This window comes from Finegoldia sp., assembly GCF_046991905.1.
GTDB lineage: Bacteria > Bacillota > Clostridia > Tissierellales > Peptoniphilaceae > Finegoldia.
On sequence record NZ_JBKWZF010000030.1, the window covers coordinates 2,186 to 21,174 of the forward strand.

Consider the following 18,989-nt stretch of genomic DNA (forward strand, 5'->3'; position numbering starts at 1 on the left):
AAATTGTTTATATTTTCTAAGTTATTATCTTTTTGTTTTCTATGATTAAAATCTGATTTATAATCCAAATAAAATTCGATAAATTCTCTTCTTATTTGATTTAACTGACTTTTAGATAAAAATAGCCCATCATCAAGTGAAATTTCAAAGCTTTTAATACTTACTGGATAATTTCCAGTTTTAAGTATTTGTGTTTCAATAAATGCATTATCAATTGGTTTGTTTTTAGCATCATCACAAATTATATCTGTATTATATAAAAGTTCATTAACATATACTTTAATTGGTTCAGACCTTTTGCATATAAATTTGACATTTAAATCAAAATTAACATTTTTTTCATTTTCTGATTCTTCTACTATTTTTATGTGGTTAACTCTTTTTACATCTGAATCCACAAGTGCATCTGAAATATTTGAAAAATTTACTATGGTATTCTTCTTATAATCTTCAGTCAATGTCAAAGGAAATGTGTTTTTCCCATTAAAAAGAATAAGAATATCTTTTTTGAAAACATCTTTTGTGAACTTTATTTTACCTTTTCCTAAAATTTTTCCGACATCATTGCCTTTGATTTGATTTTTTCTACCAAGCTCAACATAATTATATCCATTAGTATTATTGATTAATCCTTTAGTAAATCCGCGGTTTTTAACTTCATCCAAGAAATAACCGTATTTACCATTATCTAATTTATCTCTGTAAGACTTTACAACAGAATACACATATTCCTTAGACTTCATTCTTCCTTCTATTTTTAAACTGTCGCAATATTTAGCAATTTCATTTACATTGTCAATTGTACACAAATCTTTCGGACTTAGATATGAAAGTTTTGAGTTGATAACTTTATCTTCTAAAATAATCTTATAATCTTTTCTGCAAGGCTGAGCACATCTTCCTCTATTAGCACTTCTATCTCCATTCAATGAACTCATCAAACATTGCCCTGATTGGCAAACGCATAATGAACCATGAATGAAAACCTCAATCTCAATGTCACAATTTCTCCTAATATTTTTCAATTCTTCTAAATCAGTTTCTCGTGCCAAGACTATCCTTTTAAATCCAAGTTTTTTAGCAATCTTGGCTCCATTTAAATTATTAATATTCATTTGAGTTGATGCGTGTAAGCTAAGCTTAGGAAATAACTTATTGACAAGATAAGCCAATCCAATATCTTGGACAATTAATGCGTCAATATCGATATTGTATAATCTGTTAACATATTCAAGCGCTCTGAAGATTTCAGATTGTTTTATTAAAGTATTTAATGTTACATAAACTTTTACATTTCTCAAACGGCAGTATTTCACAACTTCCTTGACATCTTCAACAGTAAAGTTTTCAGCATAAGCTCTTGCGGAAAATTCTTTTGTACCAAGATAAATAGCATCGGCTCCTGCTCTTACGCTCGCCTTTACCATTTCCCAATTCCCGCAAGGAGCTAAAATTTCACTAATCAATGATTTCATCTCTTTGATAATCCATTAGAATATTTTCCAGCTTATTTTTCTCAAAAGCTAACTTATTATATTCGTCTTTCAAATCTTTATATTTTTGAGATAACTGATCATTTTCTGTCTCATAGAATTCTATTTGTTTTTTCAAATCATCTGTATTGTCCTTATCTGCCTTCAACTTTTGATTTAAATCTTTTTCTTTTTGTTCAAATTGTTCTTTGATTTCATTGGAATAAATTTCTGCTTTTCTCTTAATTTCGTTTATTTCTTTTTGAGAATTTTCCTTAGTTTCGTTAAGTTGTTTTGTAATTTGTTTTAGATTAGTTTCTTTTATAACCAAATCCTTATACAATTTTTCGCAATCAGATTTTAAATTAGAATAGTCTTTGATAATCGGATTATATTTTCTTTTATAATCATTGAATTCTATCGATAAATTATCGTGAGTTTCTGCCAAATTCATAAGTGCTAATATTGTTGCGTTTAAAGTTGTTAATTTTGAATTTCTAGCTTTGCATCCCTCTATATCTTCATTAATTTTTTTTACTATTTTATCTGTCTCTTCTTTTGATTTCTCAGTAACAATATTGTAAGTTGAACCTTGAATTACAACTTGTAATTTGTTCATATACATTCCTACTTTCTCAATGTTGCGTTGAATTTTTGTTCTAATGAATTTAATATTTCTTCTTGTATTTTTTCAATAGTTTTATCTTTTAATGTTTCATCTTTTGATTGATATATGATTCTATAAGCTAAGCTCTTCTTATCATTATCAACATGTTCACCTTTATATTCATCGAATAAGTAAACATCTTTAATAATTCCATTAGAGTGTTTTTGAATTTCCTTTTCTATTTTTATACTTTCTAATTCTCTATCTACAACTAAAGCTATATCTCTTTCGATTGAAGGATACTTGCTTATTGGTGTATAAATCTTTTTGAAATCCATGTATTTTATTAGTTCACTAAAATGAATTTCTCCAACATATACTCTATTGTCAAAATCATAGTTGTCCCTAACTTCATAACTTATTTCACCAAATGTTGCAACTATCTCATCATTTACTAAAATATTTGCACATCTTCCACTGTGATAAGTTTTATTGTCTGTGTTTTTTACAATTTCATACTCATTAATTCCCAATTCATTAAATAATGCTAAAATCATAGACCTAATATGATAGAAATCATAATTTCCATACATTCCCAAAGTTAATTTTTTTGTTTCAATTCTATCATCATCAACCAAATGGAAAGTATTACCTAGTTCATATACGCAAATATCCTTGATTTTATTTTTGTAATTCTTAGATAATATATCTAAAATATTTGGAATAATTGTTGATCTCATAACAGAAAAATCTTCTCCAAGTGGATTAATAAGCTTTATTAATTTGTCATCATCCATTTGCACCATTGCTTTCGAATATGATTTTGGGCTAATGAAAGAATATGATAATACTTCAAAGGTATTCATAGAGTACAAGGCTTTTTTAGTATTATCTATAGCAATTCTCTCTTCACTCTTAACCCCTCTTTTTAATTTACCGATTAACGGTTTAGCTCCAATTTTTTCAAATCCATAAATTCTTCCCACTTCTTCAATTAAATCTTGATAAATTGATATATCTTGACGATGGAATGGAACTTTTACTTTTATTTTTTCATCATCTTCAGACAAAATCTTAAACTCTAATAATTCTAAAATGTTTTTAATTTCATCATTAGAAATATCTGAACCTAATAAATCATTGCACTTTTTGTATGATAATTCTACATCGTCCATCTTTTCTTCAGATGTAATAATATCTATAGAATTATTAATAACAGTAGCGTTTGTAACATCTTCAATTAATTTACAAACTCTCAATGACGCCAAATCACATAATTGTTGGCTAACGCCCTTTTCAAATCTTGTAGATGCATCAGTTCTTAAGCCCAACCTCCTAGATGAAAGTCTTATTGTATCGCTATCAAAGCTTGCAGCTTCAATGAGTACGTTTGTAGTATTAGATGTGATTTCTGAGTCAAAACCACCCATAATACCAGCAATACCTAAAGTATTTTCTCCATCGCAAATGATTATATCATCATTAGATAATTCACGTTCAACTTCATCTATAGTTGTGAATTTTTGTGAATCTGATTGTTTTACAATAATTTTCTTGTCTGTGATTTTGTCTAAATCATAAGCATGAATTGGTTGACCAGTTTCTAACATAACAAAATTAGTAATATCTACAATGTTATTTATAGGTCTAATTCCGGATTGTATAAGTCTATTCTTTATCCATTGAGGACTATCTGAAATCTTTACATTCTTGATAACTCTAGCTACATATCTAGTACACTTATCAGTTTGAATATCCACAGAATTAAGATAATCTTTAGTGTCTTCATCAAAGTTTTTGATTTCGATTGAAGGATATTTAATCTTTTTACCAAAAGATGCCGCAAATTCTCTAGCCATTCCTAATACAGACAAACAATCAGGTCTATTAGGTGTAATTTCGAATTCAATTATAGGTTCATCAATTTCTAGAGCATTAATTACCGTTTCTCCAATTTTATTTTCAGATAAAACCGCAATACCATCTTTTGAATTTTTGTCTACAACAGATGTTTCAAAGCCCATTTCTTCAAAGCTTGTCAACATTCCTGGACTCATAACTCCTTTAAGATCTGCTTCTTTTAGAACAATATCTCCTGGAAGAGTTGCGTCTACTTGAGCGTAGCAAACAAGCATTTCTTCTTTGATATTCTTTGCTCCTGTTACAACCTCAATATTTTTATCTCCAATATCTAATGTAACTATAGACAATCTGTCCGCATCAGGATGTTTATTAATCTTTTTAATTTTTGCTACGATTAATTTATCGTTTAAATATTTACTTTTATCTATAACAGATTCTACGTGACTTCCCGTTTCTGACAATCTATCTGTAATAGTCTTTATTGATTCGTCGACTGGCACGTAATCTTTTAGCCAATTAATAGGTAATAACATAATTCCTCCTAGAATTGTTCCAAAAATCTCTTATCATTATCATACAATAATCTTATATTGTCGATTTTGTGTTTAACCATTGTAATTCTATCAACACCCATACCGAAAGCAAATCCAGTATATATTTCAGGGTCAATTCCACAATTTCTTAAAACATTTGGATGTACCATTCCACATCCTAAAAGCTCCATACTCCAACCTGTATCATTGCAGCTTGGGCAGCCTTCGCCCTTACAATCAAAACAAGTAACATCTACTTCCATTGAAGGTTCAGTAAATGGAAAGTAGTGTGGTCTAAACCTAGTTTCAATTTCTTCACCAAACAAATTTTTGATAAAAATATTAATTGTATCCATTAAATTAGCCATAGTGACTCCTTTATCTACAACTAATCCTTCTATTTGATGAAACATTGGAGAGTGAGTGTCATCTACATCGTCGAATCTAAAAGTTCTGCCAGCAGAAACCATTCTAATAGGTGGTTTTTGTGTTTTCATGGTTCTAATTTGAACACTTGATGTGTGTGGTCTAAGTACGGTTTTATCATCCAAATAAAATGTATCAGATAATGATCTTGATGGGTGATATTTAGGTGAATTTAATAAATCAAATGTATTTTCTACAGTATCAATTTCAGGCCCATCAATAATATCAAATCCCATTGTTTGAAATAAATTTTCCAATTGGATTATAGTTTCATTTAACGGATGTCTATGAGAAATTTCTCTAGTACCTCTATTTGCAGTAACGTCTAGCTCTTCCTCTTTTAATTTAATCTTTTTTTGCTCATCTTTTAACTGTTCAAATTTTCCAGACAATAATTCTTCTATTTCAGATCTAACTTCATTTGCTAATTGTCCCATAGCTGGTCTTTCTTCTTTAGAAAGTTTCCCCATATTTCGTAGAACAAGAGTAAGGTCTCCTTTTTTACCAAGAACCTTTACTCTAATATCTTCTAAAGATTTTAAATCAGTAGCATTGTCAATCAATCCTACAGTTTTTTCTTTAATTTTTAAAATTTCTTCTTTCATCATTTTCTCCTTAAAAATAAAAAAATCCCTCATCCCCTATGGGACGAAAGATTGTATTTCCGCGGTACCACCCAAATTATGATAACATCACTCGTAAGTATAACGCACTCTACACGGCTATAATAGCAACTTCAAAGCGAACTAACAAAATTCGATAAATATGTCACACCATCCCATATCTCTCTGTATATCTAGTTTTGTATTTTCTTCTTCATCATTTTTAATTATTTTATAATATAACAATTAGTTTGTCAATTTTGACAGATAAAACATACTCAAACTAGCTGCTATTGATGCATTTAAAGATTCTGTTATATTATCCATAGGGATAATCAAAAATTCATCTGCGTATTTTTTGATTTCTTCACTAATTCCATTTGCTTCATTGCCAATTATAATAACATGTTTTTCTTTGTTATGGATTTCTAAAATACTCTTAGAATTTTTTTCCAAAGATGTCTCATAAATTTTAAATCCACTTGACTTGTAATCTTTTAAAACATCGATATTGGCATAAGAAATATTTGTACGAAATAAGCTGCCCATACCACTTCTAATGGTTTTCAAATTGTAAATATCGCAACTATTATCAGACAAAACTATTTTATTATATCCAAAAGCTTCTGCACTTCTTATTATAGTTCCTAAATTTCCAGGATCATTGATGTTTTCTAAAAATAAAATTTTATCTGCATTTATATGCGTTTGTTTAATAAAATCAACAACACAAATTATACCTTCGGGATTATTCATTTCACTGAGACTGTTGAATGTTTTTGAATCCAAATACACACAACCATCAATAAAATCTTCTCCTTCTCTTAAGATAATTTGTTTTATATTCAAATTTGATCTTTTAGCCTCATTAAATAGCTTATAACCTTCTATTATGAATTCATTAAATTTGTATCTATATTTTTTGGTATAAAGTGATTTAGTGTGCTTGTAAATTTTATTTGAAGTAGAGGTTATCATCTTTATCGCCTGTTTCAGTAATTTTATCCAAATCCTCGTTTGAACCAATAACAATCAAGTAATCTTCAAATTTAACTGTATAAGTCGGTGAAGGGTTGATATTCATTTCTCCATTGTTCTTAACCGCGACAACATTGACACCATACTTACTTCTAATTCCAATGTCAATGAAATTCTTGCCAATCCATTCTTTCTTCGGTGTTATCTCTGCTATTGAATAATCATCAGTAAATTCAATATAATCAAAAATTTGATCACTAATTAGACTCTTAGCAAGTCTTACAGCAGAATCATTTTCTGGAATAATAGCTCTGTCTGCTCCAACTTTGAGTAAAATATTTCCGTGAAGCGTGTCCTTCGCTTTTGTAATAACTTTTTTTACTCCTAGTTTTTTACATACAACAGTTGAAAGAATTGATGCCTCAAAATTAGATGATATAGCAACTATAGCCACATCAAAATTCCCAACTCCTACAGAACTCAATGAGTTTTCTGTCAAATGTTCAATGTACACTGCATGAGTAACAATCCTACTCATTTCATCTACTGTATCTTCATTATTATCTATTAATAAAACTTCGTGACCTGTGTTAGATAATTCAATAGCACATGCTCTTCCAAATCTACCACAACCTACTACTACAAATTGTTTCATATTTAAACCTAACCTATTATAATATTTTCATGAGCTTCCTTATAAGCTTTTTTATTTTTAGAACTAGACAATGCAAAAAGTATAGTCAATGAACCTACCCTACCTATATACATTGTAACAATTATTAAAATCTTGGAAACGGTGTTGATACTAGGTGTTAAGCTTCTTGTCAAGCCAACTGTACCAAATGCGCTTACTACTTCGAACACGACATCCAAATACTTAGCTTTGTCAATAACTAAAATTGCAAATGTAACAAATATTACCCAAACCATTGATAAAGTTATAATAGCCAAAGCCTTTTTAACTTGCGAGAATCTAATCCTGCGATTGAATACTTCGACATCCTCTTGTCCTTTAATTTCACTTAAAGCAACAATAATTAATAATGCAAAAGTTGTAGTCTTAATACCTCCTGCCGTACCTGCTGGAGATCCTCCTATAAACATATTTAATATTGATAAAACACTTGAACTATCCAATAATTTTGATTGATCAATTGATGCAAATCCGGCAGTTCTTAATGTAATGGCTTGAAAAATAGAATTTGATATTTTATCTATAAACCCTAGATTTCCTATGGTAGCTGCGTTAGAAAATTCCATTACAAATATTAAAATCGAAGTTATCGAAAGCATCAAAATTGTAGTTGTAAGAACTATTTTTGAATGCAAGGAATATTTCTTAAAATTAAAACCATTATGAACAATATCAAGTATTACATTAAATCCTATTCCACCTAATACTATTAGAAGACCAATAACCATCAATATAAATACATGATTATTTATATCTATTAATGAATTAGGTCCTAAAATATCAAACCCTGCATTACAAAATGCTGATATCGCATGGAAAAAGCTATAAAAAACACCTTTTACACCATACATCGGAACAAATTTAATCATCAATAATAAAGCTCCAATAGTTTCAACAGTAAAAGTTGAAATTAAAATATACCTAATTAGTTTTACCATTCCCTGCATATCAATACTATTTGTTTGTTCTTTAATTATTAATCTGTCTTTTAAAGTAATTCTTCTTCCCATGACAAGTGCAATCAGAGTTGCAAATGTCATAAATCCAAGTCCGCCCATTTGAATTAAAATTATTATAATTATTTTTCCCAATACGCTCCATGCACTGAATGTAGCAACCGTAACTAATCCTGTTACACAAACTGCAGATGTCGCCGTAAATAAGCAATCTATGTACGGAATTTTTCCCATACTTTGACTGATAGGCAAAGATAAGAGCAAAGAGCCTGCAAAAATCAATAATAAAAAGCTTAAAATCAAAACTAATGGCGGATTATCTTCTAAATATCTTTTTAAACGTTTCATAAACAAATCATACTACAAATGAATTTAAAAGTAAAACAAAATATTAAAAATTTTACAAAAAAAGAGTTATTTATTTATTAAAACAAATAACTCTTAAGTAAATAAAACTTATAATAATTTAATTCCAAGTTTCTCACATTCATTAAGCATTTCCTTTGGCCAAATTGAAGATTGAACTTCTCCTATGTGAGCTTTTTGTAAAAAGAACATGCAAATTCTTGATTGTCCTATTCCTCCACCTATAGATTGTGGAAGTATATCATTAAGTAACATTTGATGATATTCTAGATTTTTTCTATCATTGTTTTGTTTTTTATCAAGTTGATATAATAATCTATCTTTGTCGACTCTTATTCCCATTGAACTCAATTCTAAGCAATTACCTAAAACTGGATTATAAACTAAAATGTCTCCATTTAAGCTCCAATCGTCATAATCTGGTGATCTGTCAGAATGTGATTTACCAGATTTTAGCAAATCTCCGATTCCTATTAAAAATACCGATCCATACTTTTTAGTAATTAAGTCTTCTCTCTCATCGGGAGTATTTTCCGGATACATATCCTCTAACTCTTCAGTAGTTACAAAAGTAATTTCATCAGCAAGTATTTTTTCATAACCGTCGTAAGAATTCATCAACATGGTTTGTGTATCTAAAAAACATTTATAAATATTTCGTACAGTTTCTTTTAAATATTCAACAGTCCTATCTTCTTTTGAGATTACTTTTTCCCAATCCCATTGATCCACATATAGCGAGTGAGTATTATCGCAAATTTCTGAAGGTCTAATAGCATTCATATCTGTGTAAATTCCTTCTCCAACAGAAATATCGTAATTTTTCAATGCGATTCTTTTCCATTTTGCCAGTGATTGAACAATTTCTAACCTACTCATTGATCCATCTTCTAAAAATTCAAAACCTACTGGTTTTTCGATTCCATTTAAGTTATCGTTAATTCCAGTATTAGCTCTAACGAATAATGGAGCTGATACTCTTGTCAAATTTAAAGTTTCAGACAATCTGTATTGAAAAAAATCTTTAATAATTTTTATCGCTTTTTGTGTTTCTAATAAATCTAAAGAAGATTTATATCCTTTTGGCACTTTTAATTCCATAAAACTCTCCTTTATTAAAAATTAACCATATTTTATTATTATATCAAATAAATGCAATATGTAAAATTTTTAATTTAAATATTGACCACGAAAAAAAGCACCTACATAAGATGCTTTTTGTATTATTTGTATTATTCTTCGTTTTCAACTGATTCTAAAGGTTTTTCAGAAACAGGTTCAGCTTCAACAGAAGATTGTTTTGTAGATTCTTCGTTATATTTATTTATAACTGCTGTTTCAATTTTTTCTCTTGCAGGAGAACTAATTGGATGAGCTATATCACGATATCTATCATTACCGATTCTTCTGCTTGGCATAGCTAAGAATAAGCCCTCTTCACCTTCTATAAGCTTTATATCATGAATAACTATTTCATCATCAAAAGTAACAGAAGCAATAGCTTTAAGCCTATTATCAGTATTTAACAATTTGATTCTAACATCTGTAATTTGCATAACCTCACCACCTTGTGCTTTATATATATAATTATACATCTAAAAAAGTCTTTTGTAAATAAATGTAAATATTCAACAAAACATTTATGCATAATATGTTTTATCGATATTTATATGTCGTATATATGCGAAAACTTTAAAGTGTTGAGTAAATATTTTTCAACTTTTCTCCAATTCTTCTAACACTTCGTTCTCTGACATATCTAAAAGCTTCTTCTACGGTAGAATTTTGATTATTTATTATTTTAAGTATTTTACTTACAAATTCATCATTGGTTTTAGCTTTAATAAGTTCTTTACCATCAGTGAACATATCTTCATATATTTTAATATCTCTGACCAATACTTTTATTTTGGATGCAAAAGCTTCCAGTAATACAATTCCTTCAGTTTCTTCTCTAGTCATAAACAAAAACAAATCACTTCCATGATAACAATCAACTAATTCTTGTTGCGAAATAAATCCTGGCATAATTACATTATCCGGCTTATTTTTAATTGATTTTTTAATTTGTGAAGTTATTAGTTTTGGATTTGTATATCCAAACCATATAAATTTATAATTTGGAAGTTTTCTGGCAACTTCAATGAAATCATCAAGTCCTTTTCTTTTCATTAAATGACCAACTGAGATTATTACTTTATCATCATCTTTTAAATGAAATTTGTCTCTGAATCTTTTTCTGCTATTTTCGTCACCCTTGAACTTATCAAGATCAATGCCATTTGATAAACTATAAATTTTTTTATTTATTCCATAACCCTCAAGTATATTTTTTGAATAATTGGATGGGGTAATAATAATATCCCCAAGATTGTAGCAACTTATAATCCATTTCTTAAAAAATCTACTCAAAAAATTCGCTCCACGAAAAGAATTTCTAAAATCTTCCATAGTAGAATGACCATAATAAATAACTTTTTTCCCTTGCTTTTTGGCTTTCTTCGCAAATTTCTTTGATTTTGGCATTATCGTATTTATATGAACAATATCATAATCGTCGTTTTCATCCGTTGTATAGTCAATATTATTTAATTTCAAAGCTTTTTCTTGATGTTCAATTGCTTGACCAACACCACTTTGTTTAACTAAATCATAATCTCCTTTATAAATTAAAATTTTCATTTATATCTTAAATCCTTAATATCAGTTTCTTAAAGAGCACTTCTAATCCTAAAGAATAAAGCGCTATTGACATTGGTTTCCCTAAAATAATTATCCAAAAATACTTTTTAAATGATATCTTTGTTGTTCCAGCAATATAACATAACATATCATCTGGAGCTATTGGGAAAAATATCAAAGCAGCAAATACATTATCGAATCTATTATTCTTAGTAAGAATTTTAATATATTTGTTATATGCTTTTTCTCCAAAAATAGCAATAATCAAAGGAGTACCGTATTTTCTACCTATGAAAAATACAATGATAGAACCTATGCAAATACTTATATAATTGTACACAAACCCCATCTTTGCTCCAAATAAAATTACTCCTCCTAGACAAGTTATTCCACCTGGAATAATTGGAATAATCACTTGCATAATCTGAAACAAAATAAATATGAATGCAGCAGATTTGCCAAATTGATTCATAAAATCTTGAAACTTATCAATATCCTTCAAAACTCCTGTTTTCCAGGCATATATCATCACAAAAATACTAATCAATATTCCTATAGCATTTAGGGTATGAATAATGATTTGAAACTTTTTATTATCAGTTTCTAATATCTTATTAAACAGATTTTGCATGGTTCTCAATTACCTTTAGATATATCTGTTCAATTTTACTAGCAAATGAATCTTCTGTGAAATTCTCATATACTAATTGTTTGCAATTATTACCCATTTCATCTCTTAGTTCTTTATTGTCCAAAATTTTATTCAAATATTCAATAAATTCATCTTTTGTAGAAAAACCAAATCCTGTTTTACCATCAATTAATACACCATCCAAGCAATCATCATGTCTACATATAATTGGTGTTTTACATGCCATTGACTCAATGAATGTCAATCCTTGTGTTTCAGATGTTGATGCCGATACGAAAACATCTGATTGGGAATAAAAGTTACCAACTTTTGAAGGATCAATCATGCCTGTAAAAATCAATCTATCTTTTATTATAGAGTTAGAGCAAATTTCTTTTAATTCCGAAAGAAAAGGACCAGCTCCAGCAATAATAAATACTATATCATCTCTTTTCATCTTTTCAAGATATTGTAGAATTTCAGTAATGTTTTTCTCTTTTCCAATTCTACCTAGAAATAATACGATATGTTTATCCTCTGAAATCTTATATCCTTTTCGAATATCAAAATCATCACATTCAGAAAGCTTCTGAACATTGATGCCTGTTGGTGCAACGTATATATCTTCTTTTATATTATAATCTTTCAGTAAATTATAAATTTTATTAGTTGGAACGACTACACCATCAGTCATTTTTATAATTTGCTTTGTAAATTGCTTTGCAAGTTCTTTACCTATTTTTTTATTCAATGAAAAATAGTGAGTGTAATCCTCATAAACAGTGTGATAAGTGTGCAATAGTGGAACATCTAAATCTTTAGCAATTTTTTTTGCTTGAATAAACATAGTAAATTCTGTTTGTGAATGAACTATATCAGGATTCCAGTCCATAATATCTTCATAAAACCTATTATATAATAACTTATTCATTCTAGCATCAGGGTAAAATTTGCCAGCCCCTAGAGATCCCATATAATAAATGTCCTTTTCTTGTTTTGAATTGAAACTATCTGAAAAAGTTAAAATCCTAACATCGTGTCCCAATCTATCCAAAGCTTTTTTTAAAGATTCAATAGATGTTACAACTCCATTTATTGTCGGTCTGTATGTATCTGTAGTTATTAATATTTTCATAAAACACCTTCCACCTAAAATTATAACATAAATGAAAGGTGTGTATTTGTTACAATAATATTACATTTTATGCAAATAAAAAAGGAATTATTACCTAATTCCTCTCATACATTACATATTAAATAATTTGTCAATTTTCTCCATCAAATTATTGTGAACTTCTTTATTTTCCTCCAAAAATTTTATAGTTTCATCTTCAACTTCTTTTAATCTATCATCAGATAGATTGTTCTTTCCATAAGGATACACCACTGTATTTTCTTTTTCAATGTGTTTTTGTAAATGTCTTCTGTATCCCATTAGATTTCCTATTACTTCAACAAAATTTTCATCCGATCTGTCTTTTTCGTATTCTTTAATACTTTGACCAAGGTCAAAAATTATACCTCTTGCTATTTCGTGTTCAACTAACATTCCATTCAAAACCATAACTTCACCAATTCTACCCAAATCTTCTTGCATCTTTTTAAACAATATTTCTTCTTCTTTTCTGTGGTGAAATTTATCTGCGTATTCTTTTAAAAGATAAATCAATAATTCGACAAATTCAACATTTATATTTTTGTTATTGATAAATTCAATTGACTTTTCTTTCATTAAATCTATTATTTTACTTATATTTTCGTGTTCTTTTTCTAAAACCAATATACTATCCATATTATCACTCCTTTTATACAATAATTATATTATAAAAGCGTAAAAAATATTGTAACATTCGTTACAATAAAAAACGGCGTTATAAAACGCCGACTATAATTAATTTTTAGTTCCTGGATAATCTGCCAAATTATTCATGTAGTATGTTAATGTGTACAAACTTTCATCAAGATGCACATTTTCCAACACAACATTTTTGGGTAATTTCAAATCCAATGAAGCAAAATTCCAAATACCTTTTATGCCACCATCAACTAGCTTATCGCAAACATCTTGAGCTACATCTGTTGGTAGGGCAATAACAGCTATTTCTGGTTTCTTTTCTTTTAGATACTCTTCAATTTTATCAATATCTTTGATTTCATAATCTGAAATTTTTGTACCTACCTTTTTTCCATGGTCAAATACATCAACAATATTAAAACCTGAAGATTTAAATCCTCTGTAGTTCATTATGGCTTTTCCAATATTTCCACAACCCAAAATAATTGCCTTGTAAGATTTGTTTATCCCCATAATTTTTTCTATTTCTGATTTTAATTCTTCGACATTGTATCCATATCCTTGTTGACCAAAACCACCGAAATGATTTAAATCTTGTCTAATTTGAGAAGCAGTTAAACCTGTAATGCTGCTCAATTCTTGACTTGATACTCTTATTATTCCCTTTTGCTCGATCATTCCTAAATATCTGTAATATTTTGGAAGTCTCTTAACAACAGCTAATGATACTCTTGCCCTTGCCATATTATCACTCCATTCATTGTTATTAATATAATTATATCAAAAAAATATTTTAATTTCAATAATTCTGAAATTAATTTGAATAACAAAAAATCAAGCAGACTTAGCTGCTTGATTTTTAAAATTATCCTATTAATTCTGATTTAGTTTGTCCAATTTTACCTTTTTTAATAACAAATACTGTAAATAAAACTACGAATATGAAACCTACAATATAACTTGCTAAGTATCCATCCATTCCTAATCTCTTATCAAGTGAGAATCCCAAATCAGCATGCGCAATATAACTTGAAACTATAAATGCATAAAACATTCCTGGTATCATTGTTATAAAGTAATTTTTCTTATTGATATATAAATATACTGTAATCAACATTAAAGCAAATACAGCTACCAATTGATTAGTAAAACCGAAGTATCTCCATAATAAGTTAAATCCATTTCCATTTGTCTTGGCAAAATAAAGAATCGCGATAGCAAAAACATAAATTAGTAAGCTTAACAAAATTCTATTTTTAACAGATTTTTGACTTATATTAAATTGTTCCCCTATCATTAAACGAAGCGATCTAAATGCAGTATCTCCACTTGTAATTGGTAATACGATTACTCCTATAATTGCAAACAAGCCACCAATTTTGCCCATAAAAGTTTTAGAAATTATACCAACCATTAAAGTAGCGTTAGTATCCAGTGCTGTACCTCTATTGAAAAGTACCATGGCACCTGAAGCCCAACACATAGCTATAAGTCCTTCTGCAATCATCATATTATAGAATGTTGATCTTCCTTCGTGTTCATTTTTAACAGTTCTAGAAATCAATGTAATTTGTGAACCGTGAAATCCTGAAAGTATACCACATGCAACAGTTATGAAAAAAACCGGAATAAAACTTTGACCAAGAGGGTGTTTACTTAATAAAACACCTTCTGTAATATTGTGCAAATTGACTCCACCATCTAGTAAAACTCCACCTAAAACTCCAATAGCACTTATTATCAAAATAGCACCAAAAACAGGGTAGATTCTACCAATGATTTTATCAATAGGAAAAAGAGTGGCTAATAAATAGTATATAAGAATAATTCCATAAACTACCCAAATTACACTTCCATTTACATCCATATTTAAAATATCATTAACAATCAAATCACCAGGAGTATAAATAAAAACTACTCCTACTAATAGCATAAGTATCCAAATAATAATATTATAAACTTTATTTGTTGTAGATCCCATATATTTTTTTATCATTTTAGGAACTTGAGCTCCTTCATTCCTCATAGACATCATACCTATGAAATAATCATGAGTTGCTCCTGCTAAAACACAACCTATTGGAATTGTAATAAAAGCTATTGGTCCAAATAAAATACCTTGAATTGGTCCCAAAATTGGTCCAGTTCCGGCTATGTTTAAAAGCTCAATAAGTTGATTTTTCCATTTTTTCATTTCTACAAAATCAACACCATCAGCAAGAGATGTAGCTGGTGTTATTCTGTCATCTGGTTGAAATACTTTTTCACAATACTTACCGTAAAAGTATCCACCAACGAATAAAATTATTATTCCAATTAAAAATAATATCATATTTTCCCCCTACAAAAATTGACTTTATAATACAAAACGATTCGAAATTCGTACCTAATCTTGCGTTTTGTTTATATATTTATATTATTTTAAATCAAATTAAATTGCAAGGTTTTTTATGAAATTACTAAAAAACAGCGATAAAATCGCTGTTTAATGTTCTTAAAATTTTCAATTTTTTTATAATTTAATATCATTTACATCTCGAAGTAACTGTTTTAAGCTTTCATTTAAAACTGGGTGAATAAAAAATGGCGCAAAATCATTCAAAGGTTCTAACACAAATTTCCTATCTTGAACATATGGATGAGGAATTTTTAAATCATCAGTATATATTATTTCATCATCACAAAATAGAATGTCGATATCTATAGTTCTAGGTCCCCATTTTTCGTGTCTTTCTCTGCCAAGATCCAACTCAATTTGTTGAGTTATTTTCAGCAAATCTTCAGGCTCTTCGTATGATTCTATTTCAACGGCACAATTTAGAAAATCTTCCTGATCAGTTTTCCCCCAAGCTTTTGTAGTGTACATTTCAGACACGTTTTTTAATTCAATACTTTTTGTATTTTTCAACTTATCAATAGCAGAATTTACATATTTTTGTTTATCACCAATGTTAGATCCTATTCCTAAAAAATACCTTCTTTTTTTTCTGTTAATGGTTACTTTAACAGTATCAAGCGGCAAATTTATTGGAGCCCATGGTTTTTTAATTTCTACAGTAAGTTCTTGTACAATTTTGTATTTTTCAAATATAAACTCAATCAATTTATAGGCAACTGTTTCTATTAAATCTATGGATTCTGAACGAAAATAATCGTAAATTTCTTTACTCAAAACTCCATAGTGTATTGAATCTTCTAAATTGTTAGAGGTTGCGCCTTTTTTCATGTTGTATCCCATTTTTAATGTAACCAAAAATTTTTGTCCCAATTCTTTTTCAGATTGAAATACTCCATGGTTAGCGTATATTTCCAAATCTTTTACTAAAAGGTAGTCCATTATTTTCCTTCTCTTTTTATAGCCAAAGCCATTCTCATAGCATCATAATTTTCTTTTACATTGTGAACTCTAAAAATTGAACATCCATTCATTACACCAATAGCAGTTGTTATTGCTGTTCCAAAATCTCTTTCAGTAGCTACATCTATTCCCATAGCTTTACCAATAAATCTTTTTCTACTCGTTCCCAATAAAACAGGATATCCCAAATCGACAAATTCTTTGATTCTGTTTACTACAGTTAAATCTTTTTCGTAATCAAGTGCAAAGCCAACTCCCGGATCTAATATAATTAATTCATCTTTAATACCAGATTTTTTTGCCAATTCAACAGATTCTAATGTTTCTCTGTTTAAATCACTCATTAAATCATTATAATTATTGTTATCTTTATTATGCATCAAAATCACAGGTATATCTAAGTCTTTTGCTGTTTTAGCCATTTCTGGATCTGATTTTAATCCCCACACATCATTAAGAATATCAGCTCCTTCTTTGACAACTTCTCTTAAAGTATTGGCCTTATAAGTGTCTAAAGAAATAGGAATATCGAAGTTTTCTCTGATCTTTCTTATTATAGGAATTACTCTTTCTAGTTCTTCTTCAGAAGATAACGGAGTAAATCCTGGTCTTGTAGATTCAGCGCCAATATCTATTATACTAGCTCCTTCATTTATCATATCTTCAACATGTTTAACAGCTCTGTCAACATCATTCCATTTTCCACCATCTGAAAAGGAATCTGGTGTGACATTTAAAATCCCCATTATATAGACATCGTTTTTAAAATCAAATTCTTTGTTTCTAATTAACATTTTGTATCCTTTCAATATATAACTGTTTTATTTTTCTTTTCTTCTGGCCAATTACAAATACTTCTAGCAGGACATCTGAAACACATCCTCGATAACTTGTCTGCTTTGTAGAAAATCTCTATAAATCTATCGTCATTTTCTTCATTAGTTCTATGATGTTTAATAGCATTTATTATTCGTTGCTTTGATTCATCATTAAAATCTAAATCTTTCAAAATTTCTTGTGCAATTTCTTGTGATAATATACTGTGATTAATCCCTGTATCTACTTCGTCAGCTCTTCCCAAATCATGCAATAGCGCTGTAACATATATTAAATCCTTATCAATATTCAGATTCTCTTCTAAGTTTATAATATAGCAGATTCTAGCTACATCCATAAGATGAGAAAAGTCGTGTTTACAAAAAACTCTTGTTTTCTCATCTTTTTCTATCTTATTTAATTTTTCATTAAATAATTTGTGCTTAAGGACGATATCCGTATTTTTCATTATAATCCCATTAATCTATAAGCTTCATTTTTTAAATCCAAATCTTCTTCAAAAGCTCCTCTTGCTGCTGAAGTCATAGTAGATGTTCCTGGTTTTTTAACTCCTCTCATGTTCATACACATGTGTTCAGCTTCAATAGTAACTAAACATCCTTTACAATTTAAATATTCCATTAAAGCATCGGCTATTTCAATATTCAAACGCTCTTGAAGTTGTGGTTTTTTCGAATAAACATCAACAGTTCTAGCTAATTTTGAAAGTCCAGCTACTCTCTTATTTGGAATGTAGGCAATGTTTACTTTTCCCCAAAATGGTAACAAATGATGTTCACACATTGAATAAAAAGGAATGTCTTTTTCAATTACCATATTGTCATCAACTATTTCAAATGATTTTGACAAATGCACTTTAGCATCTTGGTTCAAACCACTGAAAATTTCTTCATACATTCTAGCAACTCTTTGTGGTGTTTCTAAAAGTCCTTCTCTATTTGGATCTTCACCTATTGCTTCTATTATCATTGATACTGCTTGTTCTATTTTTTCTTTATCCATTTAAATCCCTCTCATTTATAAAAATATAAGAGCACTTAGGAGTGCTCTTCAAAAAAAGCATTATCCTTTTTCAAAGATAATGCCTCCACTAATTTGTATTTTCAGCGGAAGCGGCATTGATATCGCAATAACTTCGTTAATGGGCAACTCCCTATCCCATTACACTAAACGCATCAACCCTACTCTG

At 28.9% G+C, this 18,989-nt stretch carries 19 protein-coding genes, 1 riboswitch and 1 other annotated feature; all 19 genes read right to left on the reverse strand.

Annotated features, from left to right (window positions below):
* On the reverse strand, window positions 1–1,475 hold a 1,475-nt coding region (locus ACLUJM_RS09860), incomplete at its 3' end, for a peptidase U32 family protein (protein ID WP_412412743.1).
* Window positions 1,459–2,091 carry a cell division protein ZapA gene (locus tag ACLUJM_RS09865; protein WP_294684355.1) on the reverse strand — a complete coding sequence of 211 codons (633 nt, stop codon included), beginning with the start codon at window positions 2,089–2,091 and terminating at the stop codon, window positions 1,459–1,461. The genes ACLUJM_RS09860 and ACLUJM_RS09865, both read right to left, overlap by 17 nt.
* A gap of 8 nt (window positions 2,092–2,099) precedes the next feature.
* Window positions 2,100–4,475 carry a phenylalanine--tRNA ligase subunit beta gene (pheT, locus tag ACLUJM_RS09870; protein ID WP_412412744.1) on the reverse strand — a complete coding sequence of 792 codons (2,376 nt, stop codon included), beginning with the start codon at window positions 4,473–4,475 and terminating at the stop codon, window positions 2,100–2,102.
* An 8-nt stretch (window positions 4,476–4,483) separates the two neighbouring features.
* The gene (gene pheS, locus ACLUJM_RS09875) at window positions 4,484–5,506 is read right to left on the reverse strand and encodes a phenylalanine--tRNA ligase subunit alpha (protein WP_412412745.1); all 1,023 of its coding nucleotides are present in this window, start codon (window positions 5,504–5,506) and stop codon (window positions 4,484–4,486) included.
* 36 nt (window positions 5,507–5,542) lie between these two features.
* Window positions 5,543–5,730 (reverse strand) — a binding site (T-box leader).
* A gap of 19 nt (window positions 5,731–5,749) precedes the next feature.
* The gene (locus tag ACLUJM_RS09880; protein ID WP_412412746.1) at window positions 5,750–6,481 is read right to left on the reverse strand and encodes a TrmH family RNA methyltransferase; all 732 of its coding nucleotides are present in this window, start codon (window positions 6,479–6,481) and stop codon (window positions 5,750–5,752) included.
* Window positions 6,459–7,136: a potassium channel family protein gene (locus ACLUJM_RS09885; RefSeq protein ID WP_294684351.1), complete on the reverse strand. Its 678-nt coding sequence runs from the start codon at window positions 7,134–7,136 to the stop codon at window positions 6,459–6,461. The genes ACLUJM_RS09880 and ACLUJM_RS09885 overlap by 23 nt, the downstream gene beginning before the upstream one ends.
* Before the next feature lie 8 nt (window positions 7,137–7,144).
* A complete protein-coding gene (locus tag ACLUJM_RS09890) occupies window positions 7,145–8,479 on the reverse strand; it encodes a TrkH family potassium uptake protein (RefSeq protein WP_412412747.1) in 1,335 nt (444 codons plus the stop codon).
* 108 nt (window positions 8,480–8,587) lie between these two features.
* Window positions 8,588–9,598, reverse strand: a complete 1,011-nt coding sequence (asnA, locus tag ACLUJM_RS09895; RefSeq protein WP_294684349.1) for an aspartate--ammonia ligase — start codon at window positions 9,596–9,598, stop codon at window positions 8,588–8,590.
* A gap of 131 nt (window positions 9,599–9,729) precedes the next feature.
* Window positions 9,730–10,053 carry a septation regulator SpoVG gene (gene spoVG, locus ACLUJM_RS09900; RefSeq protein ID WP_294684348.1) on the reverse strand — a complete coding sequence of 108 codons (324 nt, stop codon included), beginning with the start codon at window positions 10,051–10,053 and terminating at the stop codon, window positions 9,730–9,732.
* 136 nt (window positions 10,054–10,189) lie between these two features.
* A complete protein-coding gene (locus ACLUJM_RS09905) occupies window positions 10,190–11,179 on the reverse strand; it encodes a glycosyltransferase family 4 protein (RefSeq protein ID WP_412412748.1) in 990 nt (329 codons plus the stop codon).
* A gap of 7 nt (window positions 11,180–11,186) precedes the next feature.
* Window positions 11,187–11,810 carry a TVP38/TMEM64 family protein gene (locus tag ACLUJM_RS09910; RefSeq protein ID WP_412412749.1) on the reverse strand — a complete coding sequence of 208 codons (624 nt, stop codon included), beginning with the start codon at window positions 11,808–11,810 and terminating at the stop codon, window positions 11,187–11,189.
* Window positions 11,794–12,945: a glycosyltransferase family 4 protein gene (locus ACLUJM_RS09915; RefSeq protein WP_412412750.1), complete on the reverse strand. Its 1,152-nt coding sequence runs from the start codon at window positions 12,943–12,945 to the stop codon at window positions 11,794–11,796. The genes ACLUJM_RS09910 and ACLUJM_RS09915 overlap by 17 nt, the downstream gene beginning before the upstream one ends.
* A 111-nt stretch (window positions 12,946–13,056) precedes the next feature.
* The gene (locus tag ACLUJM_RS09920) at window positions 13,057–13,602 is read right to left on the reverse strand and encodes a hemerythrin domain-containing protein (RefSeq protein ID WP_412412751.1); all 546 of its coding nucleotides are present in this window, start codon (window positions 13,600–13,602) and stop codon (window positions 13,057–13,059) included.
* Between the two features lie 99 nt (window positions 13,603–13,701).
* Window positions 13,702–14,349, reverse strand: a complete 648-nt coding sequence (locus ACLUJM_RS09925) for a redox-sensing transcriptional repressor Rex (RefSeq protein ID WP_094205778.1) — start codon at window positions 14,347–14,349, stop codon at window positions 13,702–13,704.
* Between the two features lie 121 nt (window positions 14,350–14,470).
* Complete coding sequence (locus ACLUJM_RS09930) at window positions 14,471–15,937, reverse strand: carbon starvation protein A (protein ID WP_412412752.1); 1,467 nt, start codon at window positions 15,935–15,937, stop codon at window positions 14,471–14,473.
* Window positions 15,938–16,117: 180 nt separating this feature from the next.
* Window positions 16,118–16,942: a 2-amino-4-hydroxy-6-hydroxymethyldihydropteridine diphosphokinase gene (gene folK / locus ACLUJM_RS09935; protein ID WP_412412753.1), complete on the reverse strand. Its 825-nt coding sequence runs from the start codon at window positions 16,940–16,942 to the stop codon at window positions 16,118–16,120.
* Window positions 16,942–17,757 (reverse strand): dihydropteroate synthase, encoded by an 816-nt coding sequence (gene folP / locus ACLUJM_RS09940; RefSeq protein ID WP_412412754.1) that lies wholly within the window; start codon window positions 17,755–17,757, stop codon window positions 16,942–16,944. Before folP ends, folK begins: the two co-directional genes overlap by 1 nt.
* Before the next feature lie 11 nt (window positions 17,758–17,768).
* Window positions 17,769–18,248: an HD domain-containing protein gene (locus ACLUJM_RS09945; RefSeq protein ID WP_412412755.1), complete on the reverse strand. Its 480-nt coding sequence runs from the start codon at window positions 18,246–18,248 to the stop codon at window positions 17,769–17,771.
* Window positions 18,248–18,802, reverse strand: coding sequence for a GTP cyclohydrolase I FolE (gene folE / locus ACLUJM_RS09950; protein ID WP_316235885.1), 555 nt, complete (start codon window positions 18,800–18,802; stop codon window positions 18,248–18,250). Before folE ends, ACLUJM_RS09945 begins: the two co-directional genes overlap by 1 nt.
* 100 nt (window positions 18,803–18,902) lie before the next feature.
* Window positions 18,903–18,989, reverse strand: a riboswitch (THF riboswitch). This riboswitch is flagged as partial in the annotation.

Excerpts from the sequence above, each read along its gene's own strand:
- asnA (WP_294684349.1), bottom strand. The coding sequence starts at position 9,598 with ATGGAATTAAAAGTGCCAAAAGGATATAAATCTTCTTTAGATTTATTA.
- folE (WP_316235885.1), bottom strand. The coding sequence starts at position 18,802 with ATGGATAAAGAAAAAATAGAACAAGCAGTATCAATGATAATAGAAGCA.
- ACLUJM_RS09865 (WP_294684355.1), bottom strand. The coding sequence starts at position 2,091 with ATGAACAAATTACAAGTTGTAATTCAAGGTTCAACTTACAATATTGTT.
- ACLUJM_RS09920 (WP_412412751.1), bottom strand. The coding sequence starts at position 13,602 with ATGGATAGTATATTGGTTTTAGAAAAAGAACACGAAAATATAAGTAAA.
- folK (WP_412412753.1), bottom strand. The coding sequence starts at position 16,942 with ATGGACTACCTTTTAGTAAAAGATTTGGAAATATACGCTAACCATGGA.
- pheT (WP_412412744.1), bottom strand. The coding sequence starts at position 4,475 with ATGTTATTACCTATTAATTGGCTAAAAGATTACGTGCCAGTCGACGAA.
- ACLUJM_RS09915 (WP_412412750.1), bottom strand. The coding sequence starts at position 12,945 with ATGAAAATATTAATAACTACAGATACATACAGACCGACAATAAATGGA.
- spoVG (WP_294684348.1), bottom strand. The coding sequence starts at position 10,053 with ATGCAAATTACAGATGTTAGAATCAAATTGTTAAATACTGATAATAGG.
- folP (WP_412412754.1), bottom strand. The coding sequence starts at position 17,757 with ATGTTAATTAGAAACAAAGAATTTGATTTTAAAAACGATGTCTATATA.
- ACLUJM_RS09910 (WP_412412749.1), bottom strand. The coding sequence starts at position 11,810 with ATGCAAAATCTGTTTAATAAGATATTAGAAACTGATAATAAAAAGTTT.
- pheS (WP_412412745.1), bottom strand. The coding sequence starts at position 5,506 with ATGAAAGAAGAAATTTTAAAAATTAAAGAAAAAACTGTAGGATTGATT.
- ACLUJM_RS09945 (WP_412412755.1), bottom strand. The coding sequence starts at position 18,248 with ATGAAAAATACGGATATCGTCCTTAAGCACAAATTATTTAATGAAAAA.
- ACLUJM_RS09905 (WP_412412748.1), bottom strand. The coding sequence starts at position 11,179 with ATGAAAATTTTAATTTATAAAGGAGATTATGATTTAGTTAAACAAAGT.
- ACLUJM_RS09880 (WP_412412746.1), bottom strand. The coding sequence starts at position 6,481 with ATGATAACCTCTACTTCAAATAAAATTTACAAGCACACTAAATCACTT.
- ACLUJM_RS09930 (WP_412412752.1), bottom strand. The coding sequence starts at position 15,937 with ATGATATTATTTTTAATTGGAATAATAATTTTATTCGTTGGTGGATAC.
- ACLUJM_RS09890 (WP_412412747.1), bottom strand. The coding sequence starts at position 8,479 with ATGAAACGTTTAAAAAGATATTTAGAAGATAATCCGCCATTAGTTTTG.
- ACLUJM_RS09925 (WP_094205778.1), bottom strand. The coding sequence starts at position 14,349 with ATGGCAAGGGCAAGAGTATCATTAGCTGTTGTTAAGAGACTTCCAAAA.
- ACLUJM_RS09885 (WP_294684351.1), bottom strand. The coding sequence starts at position 7,136 with ATGAAACAATTTGTAGTAGTAGGTTGTGGTAGATTTGGAAGAGCATGT.